Here is a 26726-nt window from a genome sequence, read left to right as displayed (position 1 = left end):
GCCGCCGATGCGGTCTTTCAGTGACACCGCAGCGATGCGATCGCAGGCAAGCCAGCTCCCACATTTGAACTGCATCGCGCCTACTTACGCGGCTTGATCCGGGCCGTCGCTTCGGCCACCAACGGGTCATCCGGCCAGTAATGCTTGGGGTAGCGCCCTTTCAAATCCTTCTTCACCTCGGCATAGGTACTGCGCCAAAAGTTCGCCAGGTCCTGCGTGACCTGCACCGGTCGCCGCGCCGGGGACAGCAGGTGCAGCTTCACGGCCAGGCGCCCACCGGCAATGCGCGGGGTGTCTGCCAACCCGAACAATTCCTGCAAGCGCACCGCCAGGATCGGCGGCTGTTCGCTGTAGTCCAGGCGTACCGATGACCCTGAAGGCACTTTCACATGCTGCGGCGCCAGCTCTTCCAGGCGTTGGGGCAAGGGCCATGGCAGCAGGTTGTGCAGGTAGCTGGAAATATCCAGGTTGGCGAAATGGCTGAGGCGCGAGACTTTGCCCAGGTAAGGCATCAGCCAGTGCTCCAGGCCCGCGAGCAGGGCCTTGTCACTGATGTCGGGCCACTCGCTGGTGTTGCCGGCATCCAGTTGGCGCAGCAGCATCACACGGGCTTGCCACTGACGCAGTTCCGGGGTCCAGGGCAGCAGTTCCAGGCCTTTGCGGCGCACCAGGTTGACCAGCGCCTGGCTGCGAGCGGATTCGTCGAGGCCGGTCAGGGGTTCGCGGCTGAGCACCAGTTCACCGACTTTGCGTTGGCGCTCGGCACGCAAGACGCCTTCGCGCTCGTCCCAGTCGAGTTGGTCGACGTTGCGCACTTGCTCGGCCAGCACCGTGTCGAACAGCGCCGGGTCAAAATCCGCCGCCAGGTAGATGCGCTCTTCACGCTGGCCCTGGCGGCTGCCCAGGTCGGCGATCACCAGCCAGGGTTGTTTCATCAGGCTGTCGGCTTCGGCAAACAGCGCCGCTCGGCCATTGGCCAGGCGATATTCAGCGCCACCGGCGCGACGTTGCTGGGCGACGCGGTCCGGGTAGGCCAGTGCCAGCAAGGCGCCGAGCCAGCGTGGGTGGTCGGGGTTGTCCACCGGCTGGGCCGCCTTGCCGCGCAGGTAGCCCCGGTATTGCCGGGCCAGTTGCTTGGCACGCTGAACGCCGCCCTGGGTGCCGCGCGCACGTTCTTCTCCGGACATCAGCGCCAGGCGGCTGTGCAAATCGGCACCGCCGCCGCGCAAGATGTCGCGTTCGCCCAGCAGGGCCGCCACGTCACAGGCGGTGGCGGCGAGGCCCAGGTCCTGGCCACGCAACAACAGATGGGCGATACGCGGGTGAGCCGGCAACTCCGCCATCTTCTGGCCATGGGCGGTGAGGTTTTCTTCGTTCAATGCACCGAGGCGCTGCAACAGGTCCTGAGCCTGGGCATACGCGGCCGTGGGTGGTACGTCCAGCCACACCAACTGGTTGGGCTTCACACCCCAACGGGCCAGTTGCAAGGCCAGCCCTGCCAGGTCAGCGGCGAGGATTTCCGCGCTGCCATAAGCGGCCAGACCGTCGTGCTGGTCTTCGGACCACAACCGGTAACACACCCCCGGCTCCAACCGCCCTGCCCGGCCGGCGCGCTGGGTGGCGCTGGCGCGGGAGATGCGCTGGGTGTCGAGGCGGGTCATGCCGCTGCCGGGGTCGAAACGCGGCACCCGCGCCAGCCCGGCGTCGATCACCACGCGTACGCCGTTGATGGTCAGGCTGGTCTCGGCGATGTTGGTGGCCAGCACCACTTTGCGCTTGCCGGCCGGCGCCGGGTCGATGGCGGCGCGCTGGGCGTTGAGGTCCAGCTCACCGTGCAACGGGCATAACAGTACATCAGGGCGATCACCCAAGGCCTCAGTCAGTTGCTGGTTGACCCGGCGAATCTCCGCCTGCCCCGGCAGAAATACCAGCACACTGCCGGGCTCGTCATGCAGGGCTTCGAGGATAGTTTGCACCACGCGCGGCTCGATAAACTCCCCGGCCTGGTACGGCCGGCCCCAGCGCATCTGCACCGGGAACATGCGCCCTTCGCTGCGCAGGATCGGCGCGTCATCCAGCAGGCCGGCCAAGCGCTCGCCTTCGAGGGTGGCGGACATCAGCAGGATCTTCAGCGGCTGCTCGTCGCGAAACAGCTCGCGACCGTTAAGGCTCAGGGCCAGCGCCAGGTCGGCATCAAGGCTGCGCTCGTGGAATTCGTCGAAGATCAACAAGCCCACGCCGTCCAGCGCCGGGTCGTCCTGCAGGCGGCGGGTGAGGATACCTTCGGTGACTACCTCGATGCGCGTGTTGGGGCCGACTTTGCTGTCCAGCCGAATGCGGTAGCCCACGGTCTCACCGACCTTTTCACCCAGTTCACTGGCCAGCCGCTCGGCAGCAGCACGGGCAGCCAGGCGCCGGGGTTCGAGCATCAGGATGGTTTGCCCGGCGAGCCACGGCTCATGCAACAAGGCCAACGGCACGCGGGTGGTTTTACCGGCGCCGGGGGGCGCTTCCAGCACGGCTTCATGGCGATGCGCCAAGGCGTCACGCAGGGCGGGTAAAACATCATCGATCGGCAACGAATTCATACTGGCTCCAAAGCAGAGCGGCGAGTATAACGGCGAACTGCCGAGTGCCGATGCGGGTCTTAAAAACACCCACGCTTTGGGCTGTGAATGCAGTCGAAGGTGGGAGCTGGCTTGCCTGCGATAGCGGTGTGACAGTTGCCGCTGTATTTCCTGAACCGTCGCAATCGCAGGCAAGCCAGCTCCCACATTGGTTCATCGGCGCCTGGCCGATCTGGCTTATAGTCACCCTTAAATATGTTCAGGAGACTTTTTCATGCGTATCGCTTCCCGTGTCATCGGCGGTGTCCTCGCCGTTACCCTGCTGAGCCAACTTACCGCCTGCGGGTCGATTTTCTACCCCGACCGTCGTGGCCAGATCGATGGCAAGATCGACCCGACCATCGCGGTACTCGATGCCCTCGGCCTGTTGTTTTATGTGATCCCCGGCCTGATCGCCTTCGGTGTCGACTTCGCCACGGGCGCCATTTACTTCGAACCGGGCAAGACCGCCCAGGTCGCCCCCGAGAAACTGCACGAAGCCATCGGCGCTGACGGCAAGGTCGATAACGCCAAGCTGCAAAGCATCATCCAGAAAGAAACCGGCCGCACCTTGCCGCTGGACGACCCACGCCTGATCCAGTTCAGGGGCAGCGTGCAGCAACTGGCGGCCCTGGGCCTGCAGCCTGCCGCGTAAGGACAGCTCATGACCAGCAGCCCCGAACACGCAAGGCTCTTGCGCCTAGCCACCCGCGCCTCGGTGGGCGTGGCCTGTGTGTTGATTGTGACCAAGGCCATCGCCTGGTGGCTCAGCGGCTCGGTGAGCATGCTCGCCGGGTTGACCGACTCGCTGCTCGACGGCGTGACCTCGCTGCTGAACTTGCTGGCGGTGCATTACGCCCTGCGCCCCGCCGATGACGATCATCGTTATGGGCATGGCAAGGCAGAGTCGCTGGCGGGTATGGCGCAAGCCTTGTTTATCGCCGGCAGTGCGGTACTGATTGCGCTCCAGGCCTATGAACGGCTCAAGCATCCGGAGCCGGTCGGCGCACCGTGGCTGAGTATCGGCGTGATTATCTTGTCGCTGGGGCTGACCATGGCCCTGCTGATGCTGCAACACCGCGTGGTGCGCGAGACCGGCTCCAACGCGGTGCGTGCCGACTCGCTGCATTACCGCTCAGACTTGCTGCTCAATGGCAGCATCCTGATTGCGCTGGTGTTGGCAGGCTTTGGCTTTCATCAGGTCGACGCCTGGTTCGGCCTGGGAATCGCCGCTTACATTCTGTGGAGCGCGATCCAGATCGCCCGGGAAAGCTTTGCGGTGTTGATGGATGAAGAGCTACCGCCGGATGTCAGCCAGCACATGCTGGAGCTGGCCCGTGGCGTGCCCGGCGTACTGGGTGCCCACGACTTGCGTACGCGGGTTTCCGGCAACCACTGGTTTGTGCAGTTGCACCTGGAGTTGCCGGGGGAATTGACGCTGTCGGTGGCCCACGGCATCAGCGACCAGGCCGCCGATGCCATCCACCGGGAATACCCGAAAGCCGAAGTGCTGGTGCACGCCGACCCACGGGAAGTGGTCACCGGTAACAAGGCCTAGTACTGCACCTGATACCCACGACTGCCCAGGCAGTTGCCCTGGGCCTGGCGGTAGGTTTGCACCACCGCAGGGTCCGGGGCGTAGGTGACGGTGCGCGGGTCGAAGCCACTTTGTTGCACCGCCCAGCGATAACAGTCGTAGCCGTCCTGCTGTACCTGGGCTGGCGACTGGCCGTTGGCCGGGTAAGCCACCACGTCATAACCGTTGCCTTGAGGCGTCGGCGGAGGTGATGGCACCTGCGTCGGTGGTTGTACCACCACGTATTGTTGGGTGCTTTGCTCGTAGGCGTAATAGGCGCCTGCGGCGAGGAACAACAGTGAGCCGCCTACCCACACTTCACGTGCGTAGTCCGGCAGGTAATGCACGCGGATGCCGTAGGGCGGCGTCACCACCACGTAGCGCGGGCCTTGGGGGCGATACCAGTAGCCACCGGAGAAAAAGTAGTCCTGGCCACGGTAAGGCACGCGGTAATTGCGGTCGGGAAAACGGTCGATGACATATCCAGGGCGATGTTGCGGGCCCGGGCCCCAGCCGTTGCCATGCCCGTCGGGGCGGCCTGGCCAGCGGTTATCACCGGGGCGATCGTTACCCGGACGCGAACCGGGGCCGCCGGCCTCCCAATGCCGGTTGTCATCGGGGCGTCTGGGAATATCACGGTAATAACCCTGGCGCGGCTCCTGAGTCTGGCGCACGGTATCGGGCCGGCCCTGGATCGGCAGGTTATTGGAGGGTTGCGGTTGCAGTGCTGGTCGCCCCGGCTCATGACCTTGAGGCCGACCTTGCCATTGGCCACCCTCGTGCTGGCCGCCACGATCACCCTGCGGGTTTTGTGGGCGTGGCTGATTGTGCTCAGGCCGTTGCCCCTGGCCCGGTGAGTTATCGCGTTCGTCGGCCATCGCCTGGGAGCCGACGCTGACCACCAGCAAACCAACACCTGCCATACGCCAGATGCGCTTCATGCTTTTCCTCACTGCGGATTGGGGCTTGATCATGAGACTGGAAAAGCCTCGCCCGGTTCTGAGACAGGTTATCAGTCACGAGAACTATTTTCTGAAGGCAAAACGCGCACAAAGAAAAAGGGGTGACCCGTCGGCCACCCCTTGAGAATTTCGTCCTGGCTCAACGCTTTTGACGTTGGCTCACCTCACGCCGTCTTGTGGACAGTGTGCAGCCTGGAGGCCGGCTCAACCCTGCTGGGGCGGCGGCCGCAACGGGCCTGATTGGGCGCGTTGCTGTGGACTGTTGTCCAGGCGGTGATTCTGTTGGTAATCATAGGCGTGCCGGGCGGGCAGAGGATTGCGAAGATTGCGTCAATAAACAGTGCTTGCGCAATTTTTAACCCTTCATGGATAATTAACCGCAATAGTTACGACAAAGGCCAACCCAATGAGCAAGCTTGACCGATACGACCTGAGTATTCTGGCGGAATTGCAGCGCGACGCGAGGATCTCCAACCAGGAGCTGGCCGAACGCATCGGCCTGTCGCCTTCGCCCTGCTCACGCCGGGTCAAGCAATTGGAGGACGACGGCTACATCGCCCGCCAGGTCGCCCTGCTCGACCGCAAGATGCTCGGCCTGAGCCTCACCGCATATGTATTGATCGGCATGGACCGTCACACGCCGGAACGCTTCGAGAATTTCGAGGCCGCCATCCGCACCCTGCCGCAAGTGCTGGAGTGCAGCCTCGTGACGGGGATGGATGCGGACTACCAGTTGAAGGTGGTAGTGCCGGACATGGATCACTATCAGAAATTGCTGCTGGGGCATCTGACCCGGATCGAAGGGGTGACCAGCGTGCGGTCCAGCTTTGTGCTGAACCAAGTGCTCAACAGCACCGAACTGCCCCTGACCCACCTGCGCACCTGAGAACAACGATGTTCAACGGTGGGAGCTGGCTTGCCTGCGATGGCGGCGGGCCAGTTTGCCTCACGATCACTGACAGACCGCTATCGCAGGCAAGCCAGCTCCCACCGTTTGACCGCGTACGACTCAGGTCAATGTTGCGTTTGTGACGCTGCCGTATACTGCTCGCTTGTCTTGTCGGAAGAGTCCCATGAACAACATCGACCCCGCCCTGTTTGAAGAATGGATGATGACCGGCCTGGTCACTATCCTCATCATTTTCATGGGCTTTATCGTCTGGGACCTGGCGAAAAAATCCAAGGCCGGGCGCTTTGGTTCGTTCATCCTGTTTTTCGTGTTGGGCCTTGGTGTGGCAGCGTTCATCATCAAGAGCGTGGTGATCGGCCTGATTGAATCCGGAGCCTTATAAGCGCGCCGGCACTGCCTTCCATTGGCCTTGATCCAGGCCGTCGATAGACCAGTCGCCAATGCGCACGCGCACCAGGCGCAGCGTCGGCAGGCCCACTGCTGCGGTCATGCGCCGTACCTGACGGTTGCGCCCTTCACGTATCACCAACTCCAGCCAATGCGTCGGCACGCTTTTGCGAAAGCGTACCGGCGGGTTGCGCGGCCATAACGCCGGTTCATCCAGTTGTCGAGCCTCGGCAGGCAAGGTCATGCCATCGTTCAGCTCGACACCATCGCGCAGACGTTGCAGCTGTTCTTCAGTCGGCTCACCTTCCACTTGCACCCAGTAGGTTTTCGCCAATTTGTGCTTGGGATCGGCGATGCGCGCCTGAAGCTGGCCATCGTTGGTCAACAGCAGCAAGCCTTCGCTGTCACGGTCCAGGCGCCCCGCCGGGTAAATACCGGGAATATCGATAAAATCCTTGAGCGTCGCGCGCCCGCCTTCGTCGCTGAACTGGGTCAGCACATCGAACGGTTTGTTGAACAGGATCAGCTTCGGCTCGGCCGGTGGCGCCTTGGCGACACGTCGAACAGGCTGCGAAGGTTTCACGCCTGGGCGGCGCGAATCGGGACGGGTAGGACGGGACATGGCAAAGGAACATCTAACGGTCAGGACCGACAATGCTAGTGGCCTGACCGCCAAATGACCATCCCAACCGCTTAGCGGAACGGCGGTTCGTCGAAGCTGCGCAGTTTGCGCGAGTGCAACGAGTTGAGTTCGGTGCGCAACAGGTCGACCGCCTCGATGCCGATCTTCAAATGCTGGCTGACCGCACGCTCGTAGAACGCGTTGGCCGAACCCGGCAGCTTGATCTCGCTGTGCAGCGGCTTGTCGGATACGCATAACAAGGTGCCGTAAGGCACGCGCAAACGGTAACCCTGGGCGGCGATGGTGCCGCTTTCCATGTCCACGGCCACGGCGCGAGACAGGTTGATCAGCGGCCGCTCCTGGGCCCAGCGCAGTTCCCAGTTACGGTCGTCGTAGGTCAGCACGGTACCGGTGCGCAGGCGTTTTTTCAGCTCTTCGCCTTTTTCGCCGGTGACTTTCGCCGCCGCTTGCTGAAGCGCCAGCTGCACTTCGGCCAGGGCCGGGATCGGGATGTTCGGCGGTACTACACGGTCCAGAATCCCGTCGCGGCGCATATAGGCGTGGGCCAGTACGTAGTCGCCGATGGTCTGGGATTGGCGCAAGCCGCCGCAGTGGCCGATCATCAGCCAGCAATGCGGGCGCAATACGGCCAGGTGGTCGGTGATGTTCTTGGCGTTGGACGGGCCCACGCCGATGTTCACCAGGGTCACGCCGTGGCCGTCAGTGGCCTGCAGGTGATACGCCGGCATCTGGTAGCGGTGCCAGACCACGCCGGCGGCAATGGCCGAGGCTTCGCCGTGGTCCATGCTCTTGTCGATGACCACGTTGCCCGGCAGCACCATGCGGATAAAACGCGGGTCACTGCGCAGTTGCTCCAGGCCATGCAGGATGAACTGGTCCACGTAGCGGTGGTAGTTGGTCAGCAGGATCCACGGCTGTACATGGCGCCAGTCGCTGCCGGTGTAATGCACCAGGCGGCGCAGGGAAAAGTCCACACGGGCGGCATCGAACAGGGCCAGGGGCAGCGGGTCGGTGTTTTCCCAGTCGTACAGGCCATCGGCAATGCCGTCGGTGGCGGCGGACAGGTCGGTACTGGGGAATACACGGGCCAGGGTCGCGGCGGTGACGCCGGAGCCGGCCAGTTCATCGCCCTGCTCCACCACATAGGGGTACGGGATGTTCTGCTGGCTGACGCCCACTTCCACCGTGACGGTGAAGTCGTGCATCAGCGGCACCAGTTGCTCCAGCAGGTACTTACGGAACGCGGCCGGGTGGGTCACGGTGACGCTGTAGGTCCCCGGCAGTTGCACCTTGGCATACGCCCGAGTGGTTTGGGGGACTTCACCGTGGCAGTGGTAGGTCAAGCGCAGTTCCGGGTAGCGAAACAATGCGCGCTGCTCGGCGTCGGGCTCGACGCGGTCCTTGAGGTATTGCTTGAGCGCCTGGTTGAGCGCGCCAGTGGCACGCTCATGCAGCGCCGCCAGCCGGTCCACGGCTTCTTCGGCGGTTTTAACGACAACAAAAGCTTCGGTCACGGTAAGCATCCTGTGTTCTGACTTGCAGGCCTTTATCTTGCCTGTATCCAAGCCTCACCGAAACACCAGAAGTGGAATGCGTTGATAGGTGGGAGCTGGCTTGCCTGCGATAGCGGTCTATCAGCTACATAATTGCTGGCTGCACCACCGCTATCGCCGGCAAGCCAGCTCCCACATTTGGATTGTGTTTATTCAGAGCGATTGCGGGGTTGAGCGGGCGACAATTGCTTCCACGTCGACGCCACGCGGCAAGGTGCCATATACCCGCCCCGACGATTCACCCAGCCGGCTGGCGATAAACCCATCACTCACCGCCGCATTACCCGCCTCCAGCAACAACTTGGCCTGTAACGCCAGGGCGATGTCCTCGGTCAGTTGCCGCGCCCGATACTGGATGTCCTGGGTGTCCATGAATGCCGCCTTCAACTGCTCGATATGCCGCGCCAACTGCTTGTCGCCGTGGCCATCGCCCAGCTCCACAAACAACGCCTCCAGTACCCCCGGCTCTTTGGACAGGGCACGCAATACGTCCAGGCACTGCACATTGCCGGAACCTTCCCACGTCGAATTCACCGGTGCCTCGCGGTAAAGGCGCGGCAGGATGCTGTCCTCCACATACCCGGCACCGCCCATGCATTCGGCGGCTTCGTTGATCATCGCGGGCGCGCGTTTGCAGATCCAGTACTTGCCCACGGCCGTGACCAGCCGGGCGAATTTGGCTTCATGCGCATCATCAAGATGATCCAGGGCGCGGCCCATGCGCAGGCTCAAGGCCAGGGCCGCTTCGCTTTCCAGGGCCAGGTCGGCCAGCACGTTCTGCATCAGCGGCTGCTCGCTGAGCACGCGGCCACCCACCTGCCGATGAGCGCAGTGATGGCTGGCCTGGGTCAGCGCCTGACGCATCAAGGCGCTGGAGCCGACCATGCAATCGAAGCGGGTCATGGCAACCATTTCGATGATGGTTGGAACGCCGCGGCCTTCTTCACCGACCATCCACGCCAGGGCGCCGCGAAATTCCACTTCGCTGGAGGCGTTGGAGCAGTTGCCGAGTTTGTTCTTCAAGCGCTGGATGTAGAACTCGTTGCGCGTGTCATCCGGGCGGTGCCGGGGCAGCAGGAAACAGGTCAGGCCCTTGTCGGTCTGGGCCAGGGTCAGAAAGCCATCGCACATCGGTGCCGAGCAGAACCACTTATGCCCCACCAACTCGTAGGCTTGGCCAGGGCCACTCGCGCCCACGGGGTAAGCGCGGGTGGTGTTGGCGCGCACGTCGGTGCCGCCCTGCTTCTCGGTCATGGCCATGCCGATAGTAGCGCCGGCCTTGTGGGCGATGCCGACATTGCGGGGGTCGTATTGGGTACTGAGGACTTTAGGCAGCCAGAGGTCCGCCAGCTCCGGTTGCAGGCGCAGGGCCGGGACGCAGGCGAAGGTCATGGTCAGCGGGCAGCCGCTGCCGGCTTCGGCCTGGCTGTGCAGGTAGGTCATCGCCGCACGCGCCACATGGGCGCCCGCCTGGGGATGGGCCCACGGCAACGACGGCAGGCCATGCTCGACGGCGGTGCGCATCAGCTCGTGATAAGCCGGGTGAAACTCAACCAGGTCAATGCGATGGCCATAACGGTCATGGCTGCTGAACACCGGTTTGTTCTGGTTGGCCAGGAAGCCGGCTGCCATCAACGGCCCACCCGCCAGCGCGCCGTAGGCATCAATGCGCGCTTGGGCCCAGCCGGCGCCAAAGCGGCGTGACCATTCCTGCAAAGGCAAGTCGATGCGATACAGGTTGGTGCCGTCCAGGGACGGTGGCTGGTTGGTGACGTCGTGGGTTTCGGCAAACTGATGCAGGTTCATGACGGGCCTCCTGGAAAAAAGGCCGCATGAACAGTGGCCCGGAATTCAGTTAAGCACCGTGCAAGACCTTAAAAAAGTGGCATACGCGCCGAATGTTCGGCGCTTTCACCCTCATCCGCGCACAGCACGCTACGTTCAAGTGCCGCCTGCAAAGCATCGAAACGCACCGGCTTGGCCAGCCGATCCGTCATGCCAATGCCATGGCAGCGCTCACGCTCCGGCCCATTGGGCGAAGAGCTCAGGGCGATCACCGGCAATTCACCGCAGCCAGGCAATGCGCGAATCTGACAGCACAACGAAAAGCCACCCTCTGGCACATCCAGCAGCACGGCGTCGAAGCTGTGCGCTTGCAACGCAGCGAGTGCCGCCGGGCCGCTGTCCACGGTTTTGACCCGGTAACCGAGCTTGAGCAACATGCCACGCACCGCCAGTTGGCCCACGCTGTTGTCGTCCACCAACAGCACCGTGCACTCCTGAGGCGCACGCTGTGCAGGCAGCGTTTGCGTGGCGGGCGTCACCTGCTGCGGCACGGCGCTGACGTCCACTTCCAACTGGAAGCGACTGCCTTTACGGGGCTCAGAATGATGGGTCAGGCGCCCGCCCAGCAGTTCGATCAACTGCCGGCAGATCGCCAGGCCAATGCCCAGGCCGCCGTATTCACGCGTCATCGAGCCGTCCAACTGAAAGAAACGCTGATACAGCGTGGCCTCATCGAGAAAGGCGAAGCCGATACCGGTGTCGGTGACGATAAAGCTCAGGTGCAAGGCGCCATCCCCTTGGGGCACGCCCACCACTCGCAAGCGCACCGCGCCGACGTGGGTGAATTTGAAAGCGTTATCGAGCAGGCAATCCAGGCACTGGAGCAGTTTGTCGGCGTCGCCGATCAGCCGGTCCGGCACCTCATCGGCCACATCAATGGAGAACGCCAGGCCTTTGCTCTGGGCGCTGCCGGTGAATTGCTGGCGCAAGGTATCGAGCGTGCCGCGCAGGCTGAACACTTGCGGCTGGGCCACCAGGCGACCGGCCTGCAATTCGGTGAGGGTGAGGATGCCGTTGACCATGCGCATCATGTCCCGCGCCGAGCCGGCGGCGGTTTGCTGGTACTGCGTCAGGTCATCGTCCAATGACACGGTTTGCATCAGCTCCAGCGAGCCGATCACACCGTTCATCGGCGTGCGCAATTCGTGGGTCAGGGTGGCGAGAAATTCGTCTTTGAGGCGATTACTGCGGGCCAGTTGCTGGTTGAGCGCTTCCAGCTTCTGGCTGGCATCGAGGAGAATCTGCGCCTGCTGTTCGCGCATGCCGTTGATGCGGTCGGCCAGGGCCAGGGACAACAGCGCCACTTCAATGGCTGAGCCGAGCTGGCTGGCGTACATGGTCAGGAACACGTTAGGCAGGTAACCCAGCACCATCAGGGTGTTGACCACCCCGCCGAGCAGGAAAGCCGACCAGGCGATGATGAAATAACGCGCCATGCGCTGCCCGCAATACCAGGCCTTGATGGCCGCCACGAAGATGGTCACGGTAAACACCAGCGCCAGCGCAGTGGCCAGGCGCAGGGCCACGGCGTAACTGGTCAACAACGCCAGTGCCATCACCAACCCTCCACAGGCCGCGAGCGCCAGCAGGATACGGTTGAGCCAGCGGCTGTGCTGCGCGGTGTGCAGGAAGCTGCGCGCGAACAGGCTGCCGAACAAGGCCGCCGAGCCGATCAGGAAGGGCACCGCCGCATTCGCCCACCACGGGTTGTTCGGCCAGAAGTACTCCACCGCGACGCCATTGACCGACAGCTGATACAAGCCGAACGAGGCGATATAGAGGATGTAATACAGGTAGCTGGTGTCGCGCACGCTCAGGTAGATAAACAGGTTGTAGATCAGCATGCCCAGCAACACACCGTAGATGGCGCCGAGCACGTACAAGCGCAGCGGCTGCTCCTCCATGTAGGCGGTGCCGGCCCACAATGTCAGTGGTGCCTGGATCGAGCCTTGGCTTTGCAAGCGCAGGTAGACGGTTTGTTGCTGGTCGGGCAAGAAGCTGAGCTTGAACAGGTAGTTGCTCTGGCTCACCTCACGGCTGGAAAACGGCAACGCGCTGCCGGTGCGGGTGGTGAGGCGGAAGTGACCAGTGCCGTCGTCCTGGTAAAGGTCCAGGCGATTGAGCGGCGGGTAGGCCAGTTCCAGAAACCAGGTGCGTGGTGCCCGGGGATCTTGGGCGGTGTAGTGCAGGTTGACCTTCAGCCAGAACACCGAGCGTGAATAGCCGGCATTGAGCGTGTCTTTGTCGTGGGTCTTGAATTGGGCGGCATAGGCGGGGGAACTGACATCGGCGATGGTGAGGGCATCGGTTGGGTCTTCGAGCACTTGCATGACCCGGCCCAACGGGAGGCTTCGCGTGTCCTGGTTGAACTCGACGGCGCTGGCGAGCATCGGCAGCCCGCACAATAAAAAAATCAGCAAATAGCGCATAGAGCCCCAGCGTAGCCTGGTCCGGTTGTGTCAAAAGCCCCCCATTCCTTTTGAGAAGACGTACACCGGCGATACAGTAAGTTGTTTGGATGCACTTTAGCATAGCCAGTAAAAGCCATTAGCCACCGCGGGAACTTTTTTTAGGACAGCTCTAGGGCAATGCTTTCAGCTCATCTCAGTGCAGCGCTCAGCCACGGCAAATCGCGCCGCAGCGGCAAACTCCTGCCATCGCCAGGCAGCCACGCAAAAAGCGTTTGGTGGTAAGCTCGCGCACCATGAATATCTACAGCTCTCGCCCCGTTGTCCTCTGTCTCTCCGGCCACGACCCCAGTGGTGGCGCCGGCCTGCAGGCAGATATCGAAGCCCTGCTCGCCCAGGGTTGCCACGCGGCCCCGGCCGTCACCGCGTTGACCGTGCAAAATACTGTCAATGTCAGTGATTTCCGCGTGCTTGACCGTGAGTGGGTACTGGCCCAGGCCAATGCCGTGCTCGGCGACTCTGAAGTTGCGGCAGTCAAGCTGGGCATGCTCGGCTCCACCGCGATGGTCGACACCGTGGTCGAACTGCTGCAGGCGCACCCGCATTTGCCGGTGGTCTGCGACCCGGTGCTGCGCGCCGGCGGCGGCGGTAGCCTGGGCAAGGACGAGGTCGGTTATGCAATGCGCGAGCGGCTGCTGCCCTTGTCATTGATCGCCACCCCCAACCTGCCCGAAGCGCGCATCCTCGCGGAACTGCCCGACGGCAGCGCCGACGACTGCGCCGAGAAGCTGTTGCCGTACATCAAGCACCTGCTGATCACCGGTGGCCATGGCGACGAGCACGAAGTGCACAACCGCCTGTACAGCCGCGACGGCACGCGCCAGACCTTTACCTGCCAGCGTTTGCCCGGCGGTTATCACGGCTCGGGTTGCACCTTGGCCAGTGCGCTGGCCGGGCGCATTGCCCAAGGCGAAGGTTTGGCCAGCGCCGTGCAAACGGCTCTCAACTACACGTGGCGTACCCTGCGTGATGCCGAACAACTCGGCCAGGGCCAGTTCGTGCCGCGTCGATTGCCGCTGGATTTCTGCTCGTAACTTATCGCTCGTCAGCAAGGGGTTTGCCCGATGAAACTACGCGGCCTTTACGCCATTACCGACAGCCAACTGTTGGCCGGCAAATTCCTCGCCTACGTCGAGGCGGCGCTGGACGGTGGCGTCACCCTGTTGCAGTACCGCGACAAAAGCAGCGACGAGACACGGCGCCTGCGTGAAGCCGAAAAGCTCTATGAACTGTGCTCGCGCTACAAGACTCAATTGATCATCAACGACGATGCCGAACTGGCCGCGCGACTGGGCGTCGGCGTACATCTGGGCCAGACCGACGGCCCGCTGACCTCGGCCCGGGCACTGCTCGGCGCCAAGGCGATCATCGGCGCCACCTGCCACAGCCAGATCGAACTGGCCGAACAGGCCGCCAAAGAAGGCGCCAGCTACGTCGCCTTCGGCCGCTTCTTCAATTCCACGACCAAACCCGGCGCACCCGCCGCCACCGTTGACATGCTGGCCCAGGCCCGCAAGCGCCTGCACCTGCCGATCTGCGTAATCGGCGGCGTCACCCTGGAAAACGCCGAGCCGCTGGTGGCCCACGGGGCTGACCTGCTCGCCGTGGTCCATGGCCTGTTCGGTGCCGACAGCACCCAGGAAGTCACGCGCCGCGCCCGTGCATTCAACGACCTTCTTAAATCTTCAGTTTAGAGAGCCCGATCATGTCCCGTTCCGAAACCCTGTTTGCCAACGCCCAGAAACACATCCCCGGCGGTGTGAACTCCCCCGTGCGTGCGTTCAAGAGCGTGGGCGGCACGCCGTTGTTCTTCAAGCATGCCGAAGGCGCCTACGTCACCGATGAAGACGACAAGCGCTATGTCGACTACGTCGGCTCCTGGGGCCCGATGATCCTCGGCCACAGCCATCCGGATGTGCTGGAGGCGGTGCGCCAGCAACTGCAACACGGCTTGTCCTACGGCGCCCCGACCGCGATGGAAACCGAGATGGCCGACCTGGTCTGCTCGATCGTGCCGTCGATGGAAATGGTGCGCATGGTCAGCTCCGGCACCGAAGCCACCATGAGCGCGATCCGCCTGGCCCGTGGTTTCACCGGCCGCGACAACATCATCAAGTTCGAAGGCTGCTACCACGGCCACTCCGACAGCCTGCTGGTGAAAGCCGGCTCCGGCGCGCTGACCCAGGGCGTCCCCAATTCCGCTGGCGTACCTGCGGCATTCGCCAAGCACACCCTGACCTTGCCGTTCAACGACATCGCAGCCGTCGAGCAGATGCTCAGCGAAGTCGGCCAGGACGTTGCCTGCATCATCGTCGAGCCGGTTGCCGGCAACATGAACTGCGTTCCACCGGCCCCGGGTTTTCTTGAGGGCTTGCGCGAGCAGTGCGACAAGCATGGCGTGGTGCTGATTTTTGACGAAGTGATGACCGGTTTCCGGGTCGCCCTCGGTGGCGCCCAGGCTTACTACGGCGTTACGCCAGACCTGAGCACCTTCGGCAAGATCATCGGCGGCGGCATGCCGGTAGGCTGCTTCGGCGGCAAGCGCGAGATCATGCAACACATCGCCCCGCTCGGCCCGGTATACCAGGCAGGCACCTTGTCGGGTAACCCACTGGCCATGGCCGCCGGCCTGACCACCCTGCGCCTGATCAGCCGCCCGGGCTTCCACGCCGAGCTGACCGACTACACCACGCGCCTGCTCGACGGCCTGCAACAACGCGCCGACGCCGCCGGCATCCCGTTTGTGACCACCCAGGCCGGTGGCATGTTCGGCCTGTACTTCAGCGGCGCCGACGATATCGTCACCTTCGATGACGTGATGGGCAGCGATGCCGAGCTGTTCAAGCGCTTCTTCCACCTGATGCTCGAAGGCGGCGTGTACCTGGCGCCGAGCGCCTTTGAAGCCGGCTTCACCTCGATTGCCCATGGCGAAGCCGAACTGAAATTGACCCTGGATGCTGCCGAGCGCGCCTTCGCGGCCCTGAAATAAGTGACGGCAACCTCTGACGTTGCCCCTGGCAGCGTCAGATTTGCTACTTTGCTTACAGAGAATTCCTGGTTTTTTCGAGAATTGCACTGCAATCCGGCAGATAACTTGCCCAAGCAGCAGAAAAACGAGTAAAGACTTTGTAAGCAGAGGCCTGCTTATTTCATAATGCGCGCTTATTGGACTCCCTCGAGGGTCCGCGCGCCCCGTCAGAGGTAAGTCGATTCCCATGAAACGCACCGGCCGCACCCTGGTTCTGGGCTGCCTGTTGCTCCTTCAACCGCTACTGGCACATGCCCAGGCCGGCGGCAACTCGTTGTTAATTCCAGCGATGGGTCGTTGCACCCTCAATACCCAGCCAGAGAGCCAGGCCGAAGCCCTGAGCGCGTGCCAGAAACAGGCCGAGGACGGGGATGCGCAGGCGCAATACGAGTTGGGCGAGTACTACCACGACAGCAAGAACCCGGCCGTTGACCTCAACAAAGCGTTGAGCTACTTCGAGAAAGCCTCGTTGCAGGGCCACGCCCAGGCGCAATACCAGTTGGGCAACATGTTCTTCAAAGGCGAAGGCGTGCCGGCCAACAACATTCAGGCGTACATCGTGCTGAAAATGGCCGCGGTCAATGGCGCCGAAGACGCGCTGGACACCGCCGACGAAGTCGCCGAGCACATGCAGCGCGATGAACTGGAAGTGGCGACCCAGGTGCTGGGGCAGATTTTCCGCAACTACCTGCAGGAGTTGCAGAGCGCCGATGGGCGTTCGCCTTTCTCTCCCCTGCCTTGATCACGGCGATAACAGGTAGCCCTGTCGATACGCCGTGACCCCTGCGACGTGGGCAATCGCCATACCGGCGCTTGCCATTCGGCGTATTGATCGTACATACAAAAGCCCTGCACGCTCACACGCTACCTCGGTCACACGGTCTGTAATCGGATCGATGACGTGCGCCACGATTTGTCCTGCTTCCAGGTAATCCCCCACCTGCGCGCAAAACACAATCAAGCCTCCCACCGCACTCACCACCGGCTCGACCCCCGCCAAGGGTGTTGGCGGACTCAATAACGCCGGTAGTGGAGGCGCTTGCCCCTCAACGCCTCCCTGCAAAGTCAGATAGTTGATCAACGCCTGACAATCCTGTCGCGCCAGCCCGTGGCTCACATCAGCCACGCCGCGCAACTCCACGGTCACGGCAAAACCCGGCGCCGCAAAGACCCCAGGGAAACGCGCCTGCATCCGTGCCCAGAACAAGGTGTAGCAATCGTCGAACGAATGCCCGCCCGCGTCCGGGCTCATAAAGCAGGCCCGGGCGCCCAGGTACCGCGCCAGCGGTTCCACCTGGGGCCAGGCGTCCGGTGCCAGGTACAGGTGCTGCACCGCCTCGAAATCACAATGCAGGTCCAGCACTCTGTCGGCGTCACAGGCCAGCGTTTGCAGGGCCAGGCGCAGGGAATGCAGCTGGGTCCCCGGCACCTGGCTGACAAGGGTTTGCCGCAAGGTCGCGCGGATCAGGTGCAGGTTATGCGCAGGATCATCAGTCAGAACATCCTGGACCTGATCCCCGACCTGCTGGCTGACGTCGACGAAGAAGCGATTGAAGTTCTCTCGACTGTCGTTATCGAAGCGCCCCTGCGGCACGTCCATCAGCACCTGCTCCAACCCCAGCGGATTGGCCACCGGCACCAGCACCACCTGCCAACGCAGCGCACCTTTGGCCTCCAGATCTGCCAGCCGTTGTTTGAGATGCCACAACACCAACATCCCCGGCAACTCATCGGCGTGCAGGGAAGCCTGGATGTAAACCTTGCTCGGCGCATCGGCTGGGCCGTAATGAAAACTATGAATATGCCGCGTGGTGCCTGGCACAGCCGTCAACAGTTCATGTCTGCAAGTCTGCATATCGCCTCCTATCGATTCGAATCAAGAAAGCTCAGCCAGCGTCGTTCTGCCAGACGGAACAGGCAGATCAACGCGAACGTAATGCACAAGTAGAGCGCCGCGGCCAGGCCAAAGGATTGGAAGGTGAGGAAGGTTGCAGCGTTGGCATCCCGTGCGACTTTCAGGATATCCGGCACCGTTGCCGTGAACGCCAGGGTGGTGGAATGCAACATGAAGATCACTTCATTGCTGTAGTAGGGCAACGACCGGCGCAGGGCCGAGGGCATGATCAAGTGCACGTAAAGCTTCCAACCGTCGAAACCCAACGACCGTGCAGCCTCGATTTCACCGCGCGGCATCGCCCGGATCGCGCCCGCGAGTATTTCCGTGGTGTAGGCCGCGGTATTGAGGGCAAACGCCAGAAGGGTGCAATTGAGCGCTTCGCGAAAAAAAGCATCCAGCAACGGTTGCTCGCGAACGGCGCCAATGCTGTAGATGCCGGTGTAGAAGATCAGCAACTGGATATACAGCGGTGTGCCGCGAAACACGTAGGTAAAGCTTTGCACCGGCCAACGCAGCCAGCGTCGGCTGGACGTCCTGGCAATGGACAGTGGCAACGCCAACAGCAGGCCCAGGCACGAAGAGGCGCTAGTCAGCCACAAGGTCATGGCCAGGCCGGTGATTTGTTGGCCGTCAGAATAGATAAACGGCCGCCAATACTCCTGGATAAGCTCGATCATGATGATGATTCCTGCACACCGTCACCATACCGACGCTCCAGCCAGCGCAACGCCGCGTTTGAAACACTGCTGAGCAACAGGTAAACCAGCGCCGCCAGCAGCAGAAAAGCCAGTAATTGCTGACTGCTCTTGCCCGCCATCTGCGCCACTTTCACCAAGTCTGCCAAGCCGATGATCGACACCAACGCCGTGGCCTTGAGCAAGACCATCCAGTTATTGCCCAGCCCCGGCAGGGCAAACCGCATCATTTGCGGGAATATCACATGCACAAAACTCTGCCTGAAGGTCAGGCCAAGGGCTTTGGCAGCCTGGAACTGGCCCCGGGGCACAGCCAGCAACGCGCCGCGAAAGGTTTCGGTGAAATAGGCGCCGTAGATAAACCCCAGAGTGATCACGCCGGCGCTGAAAGGGTCGACATCGATGTAGGCCCAGCCCAATTCGCTGGTCAGACGACTCAGGCCTGTCTGCAACCCGTAGAAAATCAACAGCATCAACAACAGGTCCGGAACCCCGCGAATCAAGGTGGTATACACCTGCGCGCACAGGCGCCATGCCCTGACCCTGGACAGCTTGGCGCCTGCCCCCAGCAGGCCCAGGATCAGCCCCAGCAGCAATGACAACAGTGCCAGTTGCAGGGTGACCCAGACCCCGTGCAGTAACATCGGCAAAAAACCGCCCAGGGACGCGGCGAATTGAGTGAAGGCAGGTAGCATGATTGTGTCCTCGCTGGCCGTTGAGGGCGGTTATTGGCCGCTGAACATGTTCACTCCGGGGAAGTACTGCTCTTGCAGGCGAGCGTAGGTGCCATCGGCGTGCAGGGCAGCCAGCCCCTTATCCAACAGCGCTTTCAACGTGTGGTTGCCCTTGGCGATGCCAATGCCGCTTTTGGACGGCATCAACTCGCTGTCAATCAACGGGCCCAGCACGAACCCGACGCCTTGGGGTGAACGTAAAAATCCGCTCTGTGCTTGCTGAGCATCCTGCAGCGATGCCTGCAAACGCCCTGTCAGCAGGTCCGCGTACACTTGCTCCTGATCGGCATAAGCCACCACCTTCATACCCTGCCCGGCGAGCACTTGCCGGGCATACACTTCTTGAGTACTGCCCTGCAAATAGCCGACGGCCATGCCTGTGGAAAGCTCAGTGCCAGGGCGCATCACCATGGCGGTGGGACTGGAAAACACCTCCGAGGAAAAGTCGATGACCTTTTGCCGAGCGGCAGTGATGGTCATTGAAGCAAGGATGGCGTCGATCTTGCCGGCGTTGAGGCTGGGAATCATGCCGTCAAAGTCACTCTCGACCCATTGGCAGCGAACATTCAAATGTGCACAAATTGCATTGCCAATATCTATTTCAAAACCGGTCAAAGTGCCCGTACTGTCTTTATAAGCAAAGGGCGCATAGTTGGGATCGGCAGCGAAACGGATCACTTTATAATCGCTGGCAAACAACGATGAATTAATAAGGAGTGTGGTGAATAACATCAGGAGTATTTTTTTCATTATTGTATTCCTCGTTATTGATTGAACAGTCGGACTGACTACACCTCGATAAATGGAATTTCCCGCCGCACTATCAGCGAGCCTTCGGGCGCATCGAACTCACGTGCGATGCGATGACCTGAATACACCGCCGCCGCAATGGTGCCCGGCGCCACACAGTCGCCGATCAGCGTCAGCGTTCGGATGCCTGCCGCCTGTAACTGTTCGGGTGAGTTGTTCAAGGCCTGATACAGCGCCTGCTCAGGCTCCCGGGAAGTGACCAGCAGCAAGGCTGCAGCTGGGATCAACCGCGTACGTTCGGTGTAGATGCAGCCCGCTACCACACCCTCTGGCTTAACGCTGACCAGCGTATGGGACGGTATGATCGTGACATTCAACTGCATCAGACGACGCTGAATGCGGTGCTGCTCGAGAGTGTTATGGGTCCAGGCCGCCACGTCCGCCGCAGGGGTGACGAATATCACCTCCACACCCCGCGCCACCAGGTGTTCGGCCAGCACGCTGCCCATGTAATAGTGATCGTCATCGAACAGCAGCACCGGCGAAGTGGGCAACACCCCCGCCATCAGGTCATCAGGCGTCAGCACGGGCAGGCTCTCCAGGCCCGTTAAGGGGGAGCGCAAGGCGCGTCCCAAGCCATCCCGCCGCCAATGGGAACCCGTAGCGATGAACACATGCTCGGCGGCGAAATCCAGCACATCCTGGGCCTGCAAGGGGCTTTCCCGATAGATCTCGACTGACGGCATGCGGCTCAACGCATCCAGTCGATAGTCAATCACCCGTGCCCAACTCGCCAGCCCCGGCAGCCGGGCTTCCAACGCTACACGCCCGCCTAGGGTGCGCAGGCTGTCGACCAGGGCCACTTCCATCCCTCGCGCACCTAGGATCCGTGCACACTCAAGCCCGGATGGCCCGGCGCCGACCACCAGCGCCCGGCCGGGTTGCTGCGTACGGTTGACCGACTCGGGGTGCCAGCCACGCCGCCACTCCTCGCCCATGGTCGGGTTCTGTGTACAGCGCAGGGGCGTGCTGGTGTGGTCGCCACTGACACATACATTGCAGCCGATGCATTCGCGAATTTCCTCGGCGCGCCCCTCTTCAATCTTCTTGGGCAAGAACGGATCGGCAATCGAAGGGCGGGCCGCCCCGATCAGGTCCAGTACGCCACGGCGAACCAAAGACACCATGGTGTCCGGCGAAGTGAAGCGGCCGACGCCCACCACGGGCTTGCTGGTCAGCGCCTTGAGCCCCAGCAGGAAGGCCTCCTGGTAACCCTCCCCGGCAAAGCGCGCCGTCACGCTGTCATTGGACCAATCGGCGACATTGACGTCCCACAAGTCCGGCAGGTCCGCCAGCATCGAGAAGATTTCGGCACCTTCGCCCTCGCGGCTGAGGCCGTCGGCCATTTGCTCATCCACCGCCAGGCGGACCGCTACGGCACACCGATCACCCACTGCGTCGCGAGTGTCTTCAATCAACTCGCGCAACAGGCGCACACGGTTTTTCAGCGTACCGCCGTATTCGTCGGTACGCCGGTTATTGCGTGGCGTGAGGAAATGGAACGGCACGCTCAAGTCGTGGCCGGCGTACACATAGATAATGTCGAAACCCGCCTCCCGGGCGCGCAATGCGGCGGCTCGATGCAGGGCGCGCAATTGCCGGATATCGGCATGGCTCATGGCCCGAGCCTGCACCGGGTCGTAACTGCGCACCGGGGTATTGGAAGGCGCCCAGGGAATTTCGCGACTGTAGCGGTTGGGCGCCGAGTAACCATTGAATGCCAGCTCTACCCCAGCCAACGCCCCGTGACGGTGTACCCCCTCACACATGCGCGCCAGTGCAGGAATATCGCGTTCATCCCAAAGACGCGCTTCTATATAAGGGGAGAACTCGCTCAGCGGGCTGATTTCGCATTCTTCCGTGCACACCACGCCCCAGCCGCCCTCGGCTTTCACTGCGCGCATGCGCGCCATCGCCGAGGGGTGCACGTGGCCCATGCCATTACAGTGCGGAACTTGATAAAAGCGATTGCGGGTACGCACCGGGCCTATTTGCACCGGTTCAAACAGAATGTCATAGCGAGGATCGCGCACAGGGCTACTCCCGAACAGGTCAGTTCGTTAATGAAGGCGTGTTGGAACTTGGCGCTAATGAGTGGCGTGATTAAACGCAGTCGAACGGGGGAAACTTCGAGGTTTTCTTATTATTGGTATATTCATGATGCCCTCTCTGAATAAACAAAATTTGCTATCTTTCAAACAAAATGTCTATCCATTGAGAGGCAGTTTCGGAAACGCCCTACAAATTAATTGCAGATCACTTCTCAGGCATCGGCATCGGAAACGGCATCACATTGCTCATGCCCCGAGCTTCACTGATCTTCGGCGTCCCCAAGCGCTCGACTTCATCGATGCGCACAATCGAATGCATGGGCACAAAGCTGCGCACTACCCCTTCGAACTGGGCCTTGAGCTTTTCTTCGCCCGGATCGACCACCAACTGGGTGCGCTCGCCAAAGACGAACTCTTCCACCTCCAGGAAGCCCCACAGATCACTTTGATAGATCTGCTTGGCGTACATTTCGAACACCTGGCCCTGGTTGAGGAAAATCACCTTATAGATTGGAGCTTCACGTTTGGTCATGGTGGGCGAACAACACATGGGGATATAAAAGAGGGCGCGAACTATAGCATGGCACCCGATGCACAGCGCTAGGAACCAATGGGCATGCCCCCTATAATGCGCGGTTCTTTACCACCAGTTGACGATTCCCATGGCCAAGAAGCTTTACATCGAAACCCACGGTTGCCAGATGAACGAGTACGACAGCTCGCGCATGGTCGACTTGCTGGGCGAACACCAGGCCCTGGAAGTCACTGCCCGCGCCGAAGATGCCGACGTGATCCTGCTCAATACCTGCTCGATCCGCGAGCGGGCCCAGGACCGTGTGTATTCGCAGCTGGGCCGCTGGCGCGAATTGAAACTGGCCAACCCGGACATGGTGATCGCCGTCGGCGGGTGCGTGGCCAGCCAGGAAGGCGCTGCGATCCGCGACCGCGCGCCCTATGTCGATGTGGTGTTCGGCCCGCAAACCCTGCACCGCTTGCCCGAGATGATCGACGCCGCACGCATCACCAAGCTGCCGCAGGTTGACGTGTCGTTCCCCGAAATCGAAAAATTCGATCATCTGCCCGAACCGCGCATCGATGGGCCGAGCGCCTATGTGTCGGTGATGGAAGGCTGCAGCAAGTACTGCACCTTCTGCGTGGTGCCTTACACCCGCGGCGAAGAAGTCAGCCGGCCGTTTGACGATGTGCTATCGGAAATCATCCACCTGGCTGAAAACGGCGTGCGCGAAGTGACCCTGCTGGGCCAGAACGTCAACGGCTACCGTGGCCAGACCGATGATGGCCGCCTGGCCGACCTGGCGGAATTGATCCGCGTGGTCGCCGCTGTCGATGGCATCGAGCGTATCCGCTACACCACCTCCCACCCGCTGGAGTTCTCCGACAGCCTGATCCAGGCCCACGCCGAAGTGCCAGAGCTGGTCAAACACCTGCACTTGCCGGTGCAATCGGGTTCGGACCGCATTTTGTCGGCGATGAAGCGCAACCACACCGCGCTGGAATACAAATCCAAATTGCGCAAACTGCGCGCTGCCGTGCCGGGCATCTGCATCAGTTCGGACTTTATCGTCGGCTTCCCGGGCGAAACCGAGAAAGACTTCCAGCAGACCATGAAGCTGATCGAGGACGTCGGTTTCGACTTCTCCTACTCGTTCGTCTACAGCCAGCGCCCGGGCACCCCGGCTGCCGACCTGCTGGATGAAACCCCGGAAGCGTTGAAAAAAGAGCGCTTGAACGCGCTGCAACATCGCCTCAATCAGCAGGGCTTTGAAATCAGCCGACAAATGGTCGGTTCGATCCAGCGCATTCTGGTCACCGATTATTCGAAGAAAGACCCGGGTGAATTGCAGGGGCGTACCGAGAACAACCGAATCGTCAACTTCCGCTGCGACAATCCCACGCTGATCGGCCAGTTTGCCGATGTGCACATTGATGCGGCGCAGCCACACTCGTTGCGTGGCTCGTTGATCAACTGATCTCGCTGACCGGATGAAGATCAAAATGTGGAAGCTGGCTTGCCTGCGATAGCGATGTATCAGTGCCCTATGTGCCAACTGACCCACCGCTATCGCAGGCAAGCCAGCTCCCACAGGGGTTCTTCAGGGTTATCGAGAGTGGGGCCAAGCTATTTAAGTGCTTTCGCACACCGGCGCCTGGCGTTATTCTCTCTCTCACCTCATCAGCCAAAGGGCGGCTAAAAGCAACCTTGAACGCACCCATAGCAGAACCCCATCGCTTTATCCTCGAGCCGTTTGAGGCTCGCCGTTTCGCCAACCTGTGCGGCCAGTTCGACGAGCACCTGCGCCTGATCGAACAACGCCTGAGCATCGAGATCCGCAACCGCGGCAATCAGTTCGAGCTCATTGGTGAACCTCAACACACCACGTCTGCAGAAAACCTGTTGCGCCGCCTCTACCGCGAAACCAAGGGTAGCGAGCTGTCGCCGGAGACCGTGCACCTGTACCTGCAGGAATCGGCTGTGGAAGACCTGGCCAATAACCCGGTGGCCGAAGCCAGCGTGGCCTTGCGTACCAAAAAAGGCATGATTCGCCCCCGCGGCTTGAATCAGCAGAAGTACGTCAAGGAAATCCTCGGCAACGACATCAACTTCGGCATCGGCCCGGCCGGTACCGGCAAGACCTACCTGGCGGTGGCCTGCGCTGTCGATGCCCTGGAGCGCGAGCAAGTGCGGCGCATCCTGCTGGTGCGCCCAGCGGTCGAGGCCGGCGAAAAGCTCGGTTTCCTGCCCGGCGACCTGGCCCAGAAGATCGACCCGTACCTGCGCCCACTCTACGACGCGCTGTACGAGATGCTCGGCTTTGAATACGTGGCCAAGCTGATCGAGCGCCAGGTGATCGAGATCGCACCACTGGCCTACATGCGTGGCCGCACGCTCAACAACAGCTTCATCATCCTCGACGAAAGCCAGAACACCACCGTTGAGCAGATGAAGATGTTCCTCACCCGTATCGGTTTCGGCTCCACTGCCGTGATCACGGGCGACATCACCCAGGTCGACCTGCCCAAGGGCACCAAGTCGGGCCTGGGCCAGGTGATCGAGGTGCTCAAGGACGTGCCGGGTATCAGCTTCACGCACTTCATGCCCAAGGACGTGGTACGCCACCCGCTGGTGCAGCGCATTGTCGAGGCCTATGAGCGTTTCGAACACCGCGACGACGCGCCCGCCAAGGACGCTCGCCACGATGCTTGAGCTAGACCTGCAGCTGGCCACCGACGCGCCCGCCCCCAGCGAAGCCCAGTTCCGCCAATGGTGTGAACTGGCCTTGCGCCAGCGCACCGCCGACTCGGAACTGACCATTCGTCTGGTGGACGAGGCCGAAGGCCGTGAGCTGAACCACACCTGGCGCCAGAAAGACTACGCGACCAACGTGCTGTCCTTCCCCGCCGACGTGCCCGACGAATTGCTGGATATCCCGCTGCTGGGCGACCTGGTGATCTGCGTCGCGGTGGTCGAACGCGAAGCGGCCGAACAAGGCAAGGAACTTGAGGCCCATTGGGCCCATCTAGTCATCCACGGCTGCTTGCATCTCTTGGGTTACGACCATATAGACGATGACGAAGCCGAGGAAATGGAAGCGCTGGAACGAACGTTGCTTGCAGAGCTGGGTCACCGCGACCCGTACGCAGACGACGAAAACTGATCAACACTCAACTGTCATATCAAAGGATTTAGAGTAATCGCTATGAGCGAAGACCGATCGAGCAACGGGCAGAAGTCATGGCTGGGTAAACTGACCCAGGCTTTTGCCCACGAGCCGAAGAACCGCCAGGAGCTCTTGGAGCTGCTGCGCGATGCACACCAGAACAAATTGCTGGACAGCGAAGCGCTGGCCATCGTCGAGGGCGCCATCCAGGTGGCTGACCTGCAAGTACGCGACATCATGGTCCCGCGCTCGCAGATGATCAGCATCAAGGCGACCCAGACCCCACGGGAATTCCTCCCGGCCGTGATCGACTCGGCGCATTCGCGCTACCCGGTGATCGGTGAAAGCCATGACGACGTCATGGGCGTCCTGCTGGCCAAGGACTTGCTGCCGTTGATCCTCAAGGAGAACGGCGACAGCTTCAACATCAAGGACCTGCTGCGCCCGGCCACCTTCGTGCCCGAGTCCAAGCGCCTGAATGTGCTGCTGCGCGAGTTTCGCGCCAACCACAATCACATGGCCATTGTGATTGACGAATACGGCGGCGTGGCCGGCCTGGTCACCATCGAAGACGTGCTGGAGCAGATCGTCGGCGACATCGAAGACGAGCACGACGTCGAAGAAGACAGCTACATCAAGCCGCTGCCCAGCGGTGATTTCCTGATCAAGGCGCTGACGCCGATCGAGAACTTCAACGAGTTTTTCGACAGCGAGTTCTCGGACGATGAGTTCGACACCGTAGGCGGCCTGGTGATGAGTGCGTTCGGGCATTTGCCCAAGCGTAATGAAACCACCGAGATCGGTGCGTATCGCTTCCGCATCCTCAATGCCGATAGCCGTCGTATCCATCTGATCCGTTTGACACCTATCGCCCGCTAAGG

The 26726-nt window shown here is 61.6% G+C and carries 24 protein-coding genes; 12 read left to right on the top strand and 12 right to left on the bottom strand.

Annotated elements, in window-relative coordinates; all coding sequences use genetic code 11:
- Nucleotides 1-80: 80 nt before the first annotated feature.
- Complete coding sequence (gene hrpB, locus BMH52_RS13705) at nucleotides 81-2588, bottom strand: ATP-dependent helicase HrpB (protein WP_073843943.1); 2508 nt, start codon at nucleotides 2586-2588, stop codon at nucleotides 81-83.
- Nucleotides 2589-2841: 253 nt separating this feature from the next.
- Between hrpB and BMH52_RS13700 the strand changes: the two genes are divergently transcribed.
- The gene (locus BMH52_RS13700; protein ID WP_019818055.1) at nucleotides 2842-3261 is read left to right on the top strand and encodes a hypothetical protein; all 420 of its coding nucleotides are present in this window, start codon (nucleotides 2842-2844) and stop codon (nucleotides 3259-3261) included.
- A 9-nt stretch (nucleotides 3262-3270) separates the two neighbouring features.
- A complete protein-coding gene (locus tag BMH52_RS13695; RefSeq protein ID WP_014720058.1) occupies nucleotides 3271-4164 on the top strand; it encodes a cation diffusion facilitator family transporter in 894 nt (297 codons plus the stop codon).
- On the opposite strand, the gene BMH52_RS13690 is transcribed toward BMH52_RS13695, so the two are convergent.
- Entirely contained in the window at nucleotides 4161-5123 is a 963-nt protein-coding gene (locus tag BMH52_RS13690; protein ID WP_032904151.1) for a DUF6515 family protein, read from the bottom strand. The genes BMH52_RS13695 and BMH52_RS13690 overlap by 4 nt on opposite strands.
- A gap of 427 nt (nucleotides 5124-5550) precedes the next feature.
- Between BMH52_RS13690 and BMH52_RS13685 the strand changes: the two genes are divergently transcribed.
- A complete protein-coding gene (locus BMH52_RS13685) occupies nucleotides 5551-6030 on the top strand; it encodes an Lrp/AsnC family transcriptional regulator (RefSeq protein WP_003194418.1) in 480 nt (159 codons plus the stop codon).
- Nucleotides 6031-6226: 196 nt separating this feature from the next.
- The gene (locus tag BMH52_RS13680) at nucleotides 6227-6436 is read left to right on the top strand and encodes a DUF2788 domain-containing protein (protein ID WP_025999909.1); all 210 of its coding nucleotides are present in this window, start codon (nucleotides 6227-6229) and stop codon (nucleotides 6434-6436) included.
- Here BMH52_RS13680 and BMH52_RS13675 read toward each other — a convergent pair.
- The 4 genes from BMH52_RS13675 to BMH52_RS13660 all read right to left on the bottom strand — a co-directional run bounded on the left by BMH52_RS13675 (nucleotide 6431) and on the right by BMH52_RS13660 (nucleotide 12911).
- Nucleotides 6431-7063: a pseudouridine synthase gene (locus tag BMH52_RS13675; RefSeq protein WP_005791693.1), complete on the bottom strand. Its 633-nt coding sequence runs from the start codon at nucleotides 7061-7063 to the stop codon at nucleotides 6431-6433. The genes BMH52_RS13680 and BMH52_RS13675 overlap by 6 nt on opposite strands.
- Before the next feature lie 71 nt (nucleotides 7064-7134).
- Nucleotides 7135-8607: an AMP nucleosidase gene (amn, locus tag BMH52_RS13670; protein ID WP_161981173.1), complete on the bottom strand. Its 1473-nt coding sequence runs from the start codon at nucleotides 8605-8607 to the stop codon at nucleotides 7135-7137.
- Between the two features lie 183 nt (nucleotides 8608-8790).
- Nucleotides 8791-10443 carry an acyl-CoA dehydrogenase family protein gene (locus BMH52_RS13665; RefSeq protein ID WP_072435486.1) on the bottom strand — a complete coding sequence of 551 codons (1653 nt, stop codon included), beginning with the start codon at nucleotides 10441-10443 and terminating at the stop codon, nucleotides 8791-8793.
- 68 nt (nucleotides 10444-10511) lie between these two features.
- Entirely contained in the window at nucleotides 10512-12911 is a 2400-nt protein-coding gene (locus BMH52_RS13660; protein WP_073843940.1) for a hybrid sensor histidine kinase/response regulator, read from the bottom strand.
- Between the two features lie 275 nt (nucleotides 12912-13186).
- Here BMH52_RS13660 and BMH52_RS13655 point away from each other — a divergent pair, with 275 nt between their 5' ends.
- The 4 genes from BMH52_RS13655 to BMH52_RS13640 all read left to right on the top strand — a co-directional run bounded on the left by BMH52_RS13655 (nucleotide 13187) and on the right by BMH52_RS13640 (nucleotide 16720).
- Nucleotides 13187-13984, top strand: coding sequence for a hydroxymethylpyrimidine/phosphomethylpyrimidine kinase (locus BMH52_RS13655; protein ID WP_014720062.1), 798 nt, complete (start codon nucleotides 13187-13189; stop codon nucleotides 13982-13984).
- A gap of 30 nt (nucleotides 13985-14014) precedes the next feature.
- Nucleotides 14015-14644 carry a thiamine phosphate synthase gene (gene thiE, locus BMH52_RS13650; protein ID WP_072435483.1) on the top strand — a complete coding sequence of 210 codons (630 nt, stop codon included), beginning with the start codon at nucleotides 14015-14017 and terminating at the stop codon, nucleotides 14642-14644.
- Nucleotides 14645-14655: 11 nt separating this feature from the next.
- Nucleotides 14656-15939 (top strand): glutamate-1-semialdehyde 2,1-aminomutase, encoded by a 1284-nt coding sequence (hemL, locus tag BMH52_RS13645; protein ID WP_019818059.1) that lies wholly within the window; start codon nucleotides 14656-14658, stop codon nucleotides 15937-15939.
- 226 nt (nucleotides 15940-16165) lie between these two features.
- Nucleotides 16166-16720, top strand: coding sequence for a tetratricopeptide repeat protein (locus BMH52_RS13640; RefSeq protein WP_014720065.1), 555 nt, complete (start codon nucleotides 16166-16168; stop codon nucleotides 16718-16720).
- On the opposite strand, the gene BMH52_RS13635 is transcribed toward BMH52_RS13640, so the two are convergent.
- The 6 genes from BMH52_RS13635 to BMH52_RS13610 all read right to left on the bottom strand — a co-directional run bounded on the left by BMH52_RS13635 (nucleotide 16721) and on the right by BMH52_RS13610 (nucleotide 22697).
- Nucleotides 16721-17833, bottom strand: a complete 1113-nt coding sequence (locus tag BMH52_RS13635; RefSeq protein ID WP_073843938.1) for a succinylglutamate desuccinylase/aspartoacylase family protein — start codon at nucleotides 17831-17833, stop codon at nucleotides 16721-16723. It abuts the gene before it with no gap.
- Between the two features lie 8 nt (nucleotides 17834-17841).
- Complete coding sequence (locus tag BMH52_RS13630; RefSeq protein WP_014720067.1) at nucleotides 17842-18552, bottom strand: ABC transporter permease; 711 nt, start codon at nucleotides 18550-18552, stop codon at nucleotides 17842-17844.
- On the bottom strand, nucleotides 18549-19265 hold the full coding sequence (locus BMH52_RS13625) for an ABC transporter permease (protein ID WP_014720068.1): 717 nt from the start codon (nucleotides 19263-19265) through the stop codon (nucleotides 18549-18551). The genes BMH52_RS13630 and BMH52_RS13625 overlap by 4 nt, the downstream gene beginning before the upstream one ends.
- 30 nt (nucleotides 19266-19295) lie before the next feature.
- Nucleotides 19296-20054 carry a transporter substrate-binding domain-containing protein gene (locus tag BMH52_RS13620; RefSeq protein ID WP_019818062.1) on the bottom strand — a complete coding sequence of 253 codons (759 nt, stop codon included), beginning with the start codon at nucleotides 20052-20054 and terminating at the stop codon, nucleotides 19296-19298.
- A 38-nt stretch (nucleotides 20055-20092) separates the two neighbouring features.
- Complete coding sequence (locus tag BMH52_RS13615; RefSeq protein ID WP_032904149.1) at nucleotides 20093-22147, bottom strand: NAD(P)-binding protein; 2055 nt, start codon at nucleotides 22145-22147, stop codon at nucleotides 20093-20095.
- Nucleotides 22148-22370: 223 nt separating this feature from the next.
- Nucleotides 22371-22697 carry a DUF1820 family protein gene (locus BMH52_RS13610; RefSeq protein ID WP_003215457.1) on the bottom strand — a complete coding sequence of 109 codons (327 nt, stop codon included), beginning with the start codon at nucleotides 22695-22697 and terminating at the stop codon, nucleotides 22371-22373.
- A gap of 130 nt (nucleotides 22698-22827) precedes the next feature.
- On the opposite strand from BMH52_RS13610, the gene miaB reads away from it, so the two are divergent.
- From miaB to BMH52_RS13590, 4 genes are all read left to right on the top strand, one after another.
- Entirely contained in the window at nucleotides 22828-24156 is a 1329-nt protein-coding gene (miaB, locus tag BMH52_RS13605; RefSeq protein WP_014720071.1) for a tRNA (N6-isopentenyl adenosine(37)-C2)-methylthiotransferase MiaB, read from the top strand.
- A gap of 230 nt (nucleotides 24157-24386) precedes the next feature.
- On the top strand, nucleotides 24387-25391 hold the full coding sequence (locus BMH52_RS13600) for a PhoH family protein (RefSeq protein ID WP_019818064.1): 1005 nt from the start codon (nucleotides 24387-24389) through the stop codon (nucleotides 25389-25391).
- Nucleotides 25384-25842, top strand: coding sequence for an rRNA maturation RNase YbeY (gene ybeY, locus BMH52_RS13595; RefSeq protein WP_019818065.1), 459 nt, complete (start codon nucleotides 25384-25386; stop codon nucleotides 25840-25842). Before BMH52_RS13600 ends, ybeY begins: the two co-directional genes overlap by 8 nt.
- Nucleotides 25843-25884: 42 nt before the next feature.
- Nucleotides 25885-26724 carry an HlyC/CorC family transporter gene (locus BMH52_RS13590; protein ID WP_003194444.1) on the top strand — a complete coding sequence of 280 codons (840 nt, stop codon included), beginning with the start codon at nucleotides 25885-25887 and terminating at the stop codon, nucleotides 26722-26724.
- Nucleotides 26725-26726 lie beyond the last annotated feature (2 nt).

The sequence above is a fragment of the Pseudomonas sp. BTN1 genome, assembly GCF_001907715.1.
GTDB lineage: Bacteria > Pseudomonadota > Gammaproteobacteria > Pseudomonadales > Pseudomonadaceae > Aquipseudomonas > Aquipseudomonas paracarnis.
The sequence above is the reverse complement of the archived record's forward strand: the minus strand, read 5'-3'. Positions and strand labels throughout refer to the sequence as shown.

What these genes read in the sequence shown, in the direction of transcription:
- BMH52_RS13610 (WP_003215457.1), bottom strand. Translation starts at nt 22,697, where the DNA reads ATGACCAAACGTGAAGCTCCAATCTATAAGGTGATTTTCCTCAACCAG.
- BMH52_RS13675 (WP_005791693.1), bottom strand. Translation starts at nt 7,063, where the DNA reads ATGTCCCGTCCTACCCGTCCCGATTCGCGCCGCCCAGGCGTGAAACCT.
- hemL (WP_019818059.1), top strand. Translation starts at nt 14,656, where the DNA reads ATGTCCCGTTCCGAAACCCTGTTTGCCAACGCCCAGAAACACATCCCC.
- ybeY (WP_019818065.1), top strand. Translation starts at nt 25,384, where the DNA reads ATGCTTGAGCTAGACCTGCAGCTGGCCACCGACGCGCCCGCCCCCAGC.
- BMH52_RS13660 (WP_073843940.1), bottom strand. Translation starts at nt 12,911, where the DNA reads ATGCGCTATTTGCTGATTTTTTTATTGTGCGGGCTGCCGATGCTCGCC.
- BMH52_RS13640 (WP_014720065.1), top strand. Translation starts at nt 16,166, where the DNA reads ATGAAACGCACCGGCCGCACCCTGGTTCTGGGCTGCCTGTTGCTCCTT.
- hrpB (WP_073843943.1), bottom strand. Translation starts at nt 2,588, where the DNA reads ATGAATTCGTTGCCGATCGATGATGTTTTACCCGCCCTGCGTGACGCC.
- BMH52_RS13625 (WP_014720068.1), bottom strand. Translation starts at nt 19,265, where the DNA reads ATGCTACCTGCCTTCACTCAATTCGCCGCGTCCCTGGGCGGTTTTTTG.
- BMH52_RS13635 (WP_073843938.1), bottom strand. Translation starts at nt 17,833, where the DNA reads ATGCAGACTTGCAGACATGAACTGTTGACGGCTGTGCCAGGCACCACG.
- BMH52_RS13630 (WP_014720067.1), bottom strand. Translation starts at nt 18,552, where the DNA reads ATGATCGAGCTTATCCAGGAGTATTGGCGGCCGTTTATCTATTCTGAC.
- thiE (WP_072435483.1), top strand. Translation starts at nt 14,015, where the DNA reads ATGAAACTACGCGGCCTTTACGCCATTACCGACAGCCAACTGTTGGCC.
- amn (WP_161981173.1), bottom strand. Translation starts at nt 8,607, where the DNA reads ATGCTTACCGTGACCGAAGCTTTTGTTGTCGTTAAAACCGCCGAAGAA.
- BMH52_RS13655 (WP_014720062.1), top strand. Translation starts at nt 13,187, where the DNA reads ATGAATATCTACAGCTCTCGCCCCGTTGTCCTCTGTCTCTCCGGCCAC.
- BMH52_RS13695 (WP_014720058.1), top strand. Translation starts at nt 3,271, where the DNA reads ATGACCAGCAGCCCCGAACACGCAAGGCTCTTGCGCCTAGCCACCCGC.
- BMH52_RS13690 (WP_032904151.1), bottom strand. Translation starts at nt 5,123, where the DNA reads ATGAAGCGCATCTGGCGTATGGCAGGTGTTGGTTTGCTGGTGGTCAGC.
- BMH52_RS13590 (WP_003194444.1), top strand. Translation starts at nt 25,885, where the DNA reads ATGAGCGAAGACCGATCGAGCAACGGGCAGAAGTCATGGCTGGGTAAA.
- BMH52_RS13620 (WP_019818062.1), bottom strand. Translation starts at nt 20,054, where the DNA reads ATGAAAAAAATACTCCTGATGTTATTCACCACACTCCTTATTAATTCA.
- BMH52_RS13665 (WP_072435486.1), bottom strand. Translation starts at nt 10,443, where the DNA reads ATGAACCTGCATCAGTTTGCCGAAACCCACGACGTCACCAACCAGCCA.
- BMH52_RS13700 (WP_019818055.1), top strand. Translation starts at nt 2,842, where the DNA reads ATGCGTATCGCTTCCCGTGTCATCGGCGGTGTCCTCGCCGTTACCCTG.
- BMH52_RS13685 (WP_003194418.1), top strand. Translation starts at nt 5,551, where the DNA reads ATGAGCAAGCTTGACCGATACGACCTGAGTATTCTGGCGGAATTGCAG.
- miaB (WP_014720071.1), top strand. Translation starts at nt 22,828, where the DNA reads ATGGCCAAGAAGCTTTACATCGAAACCCACGGTTGCCAGATGAACGAG.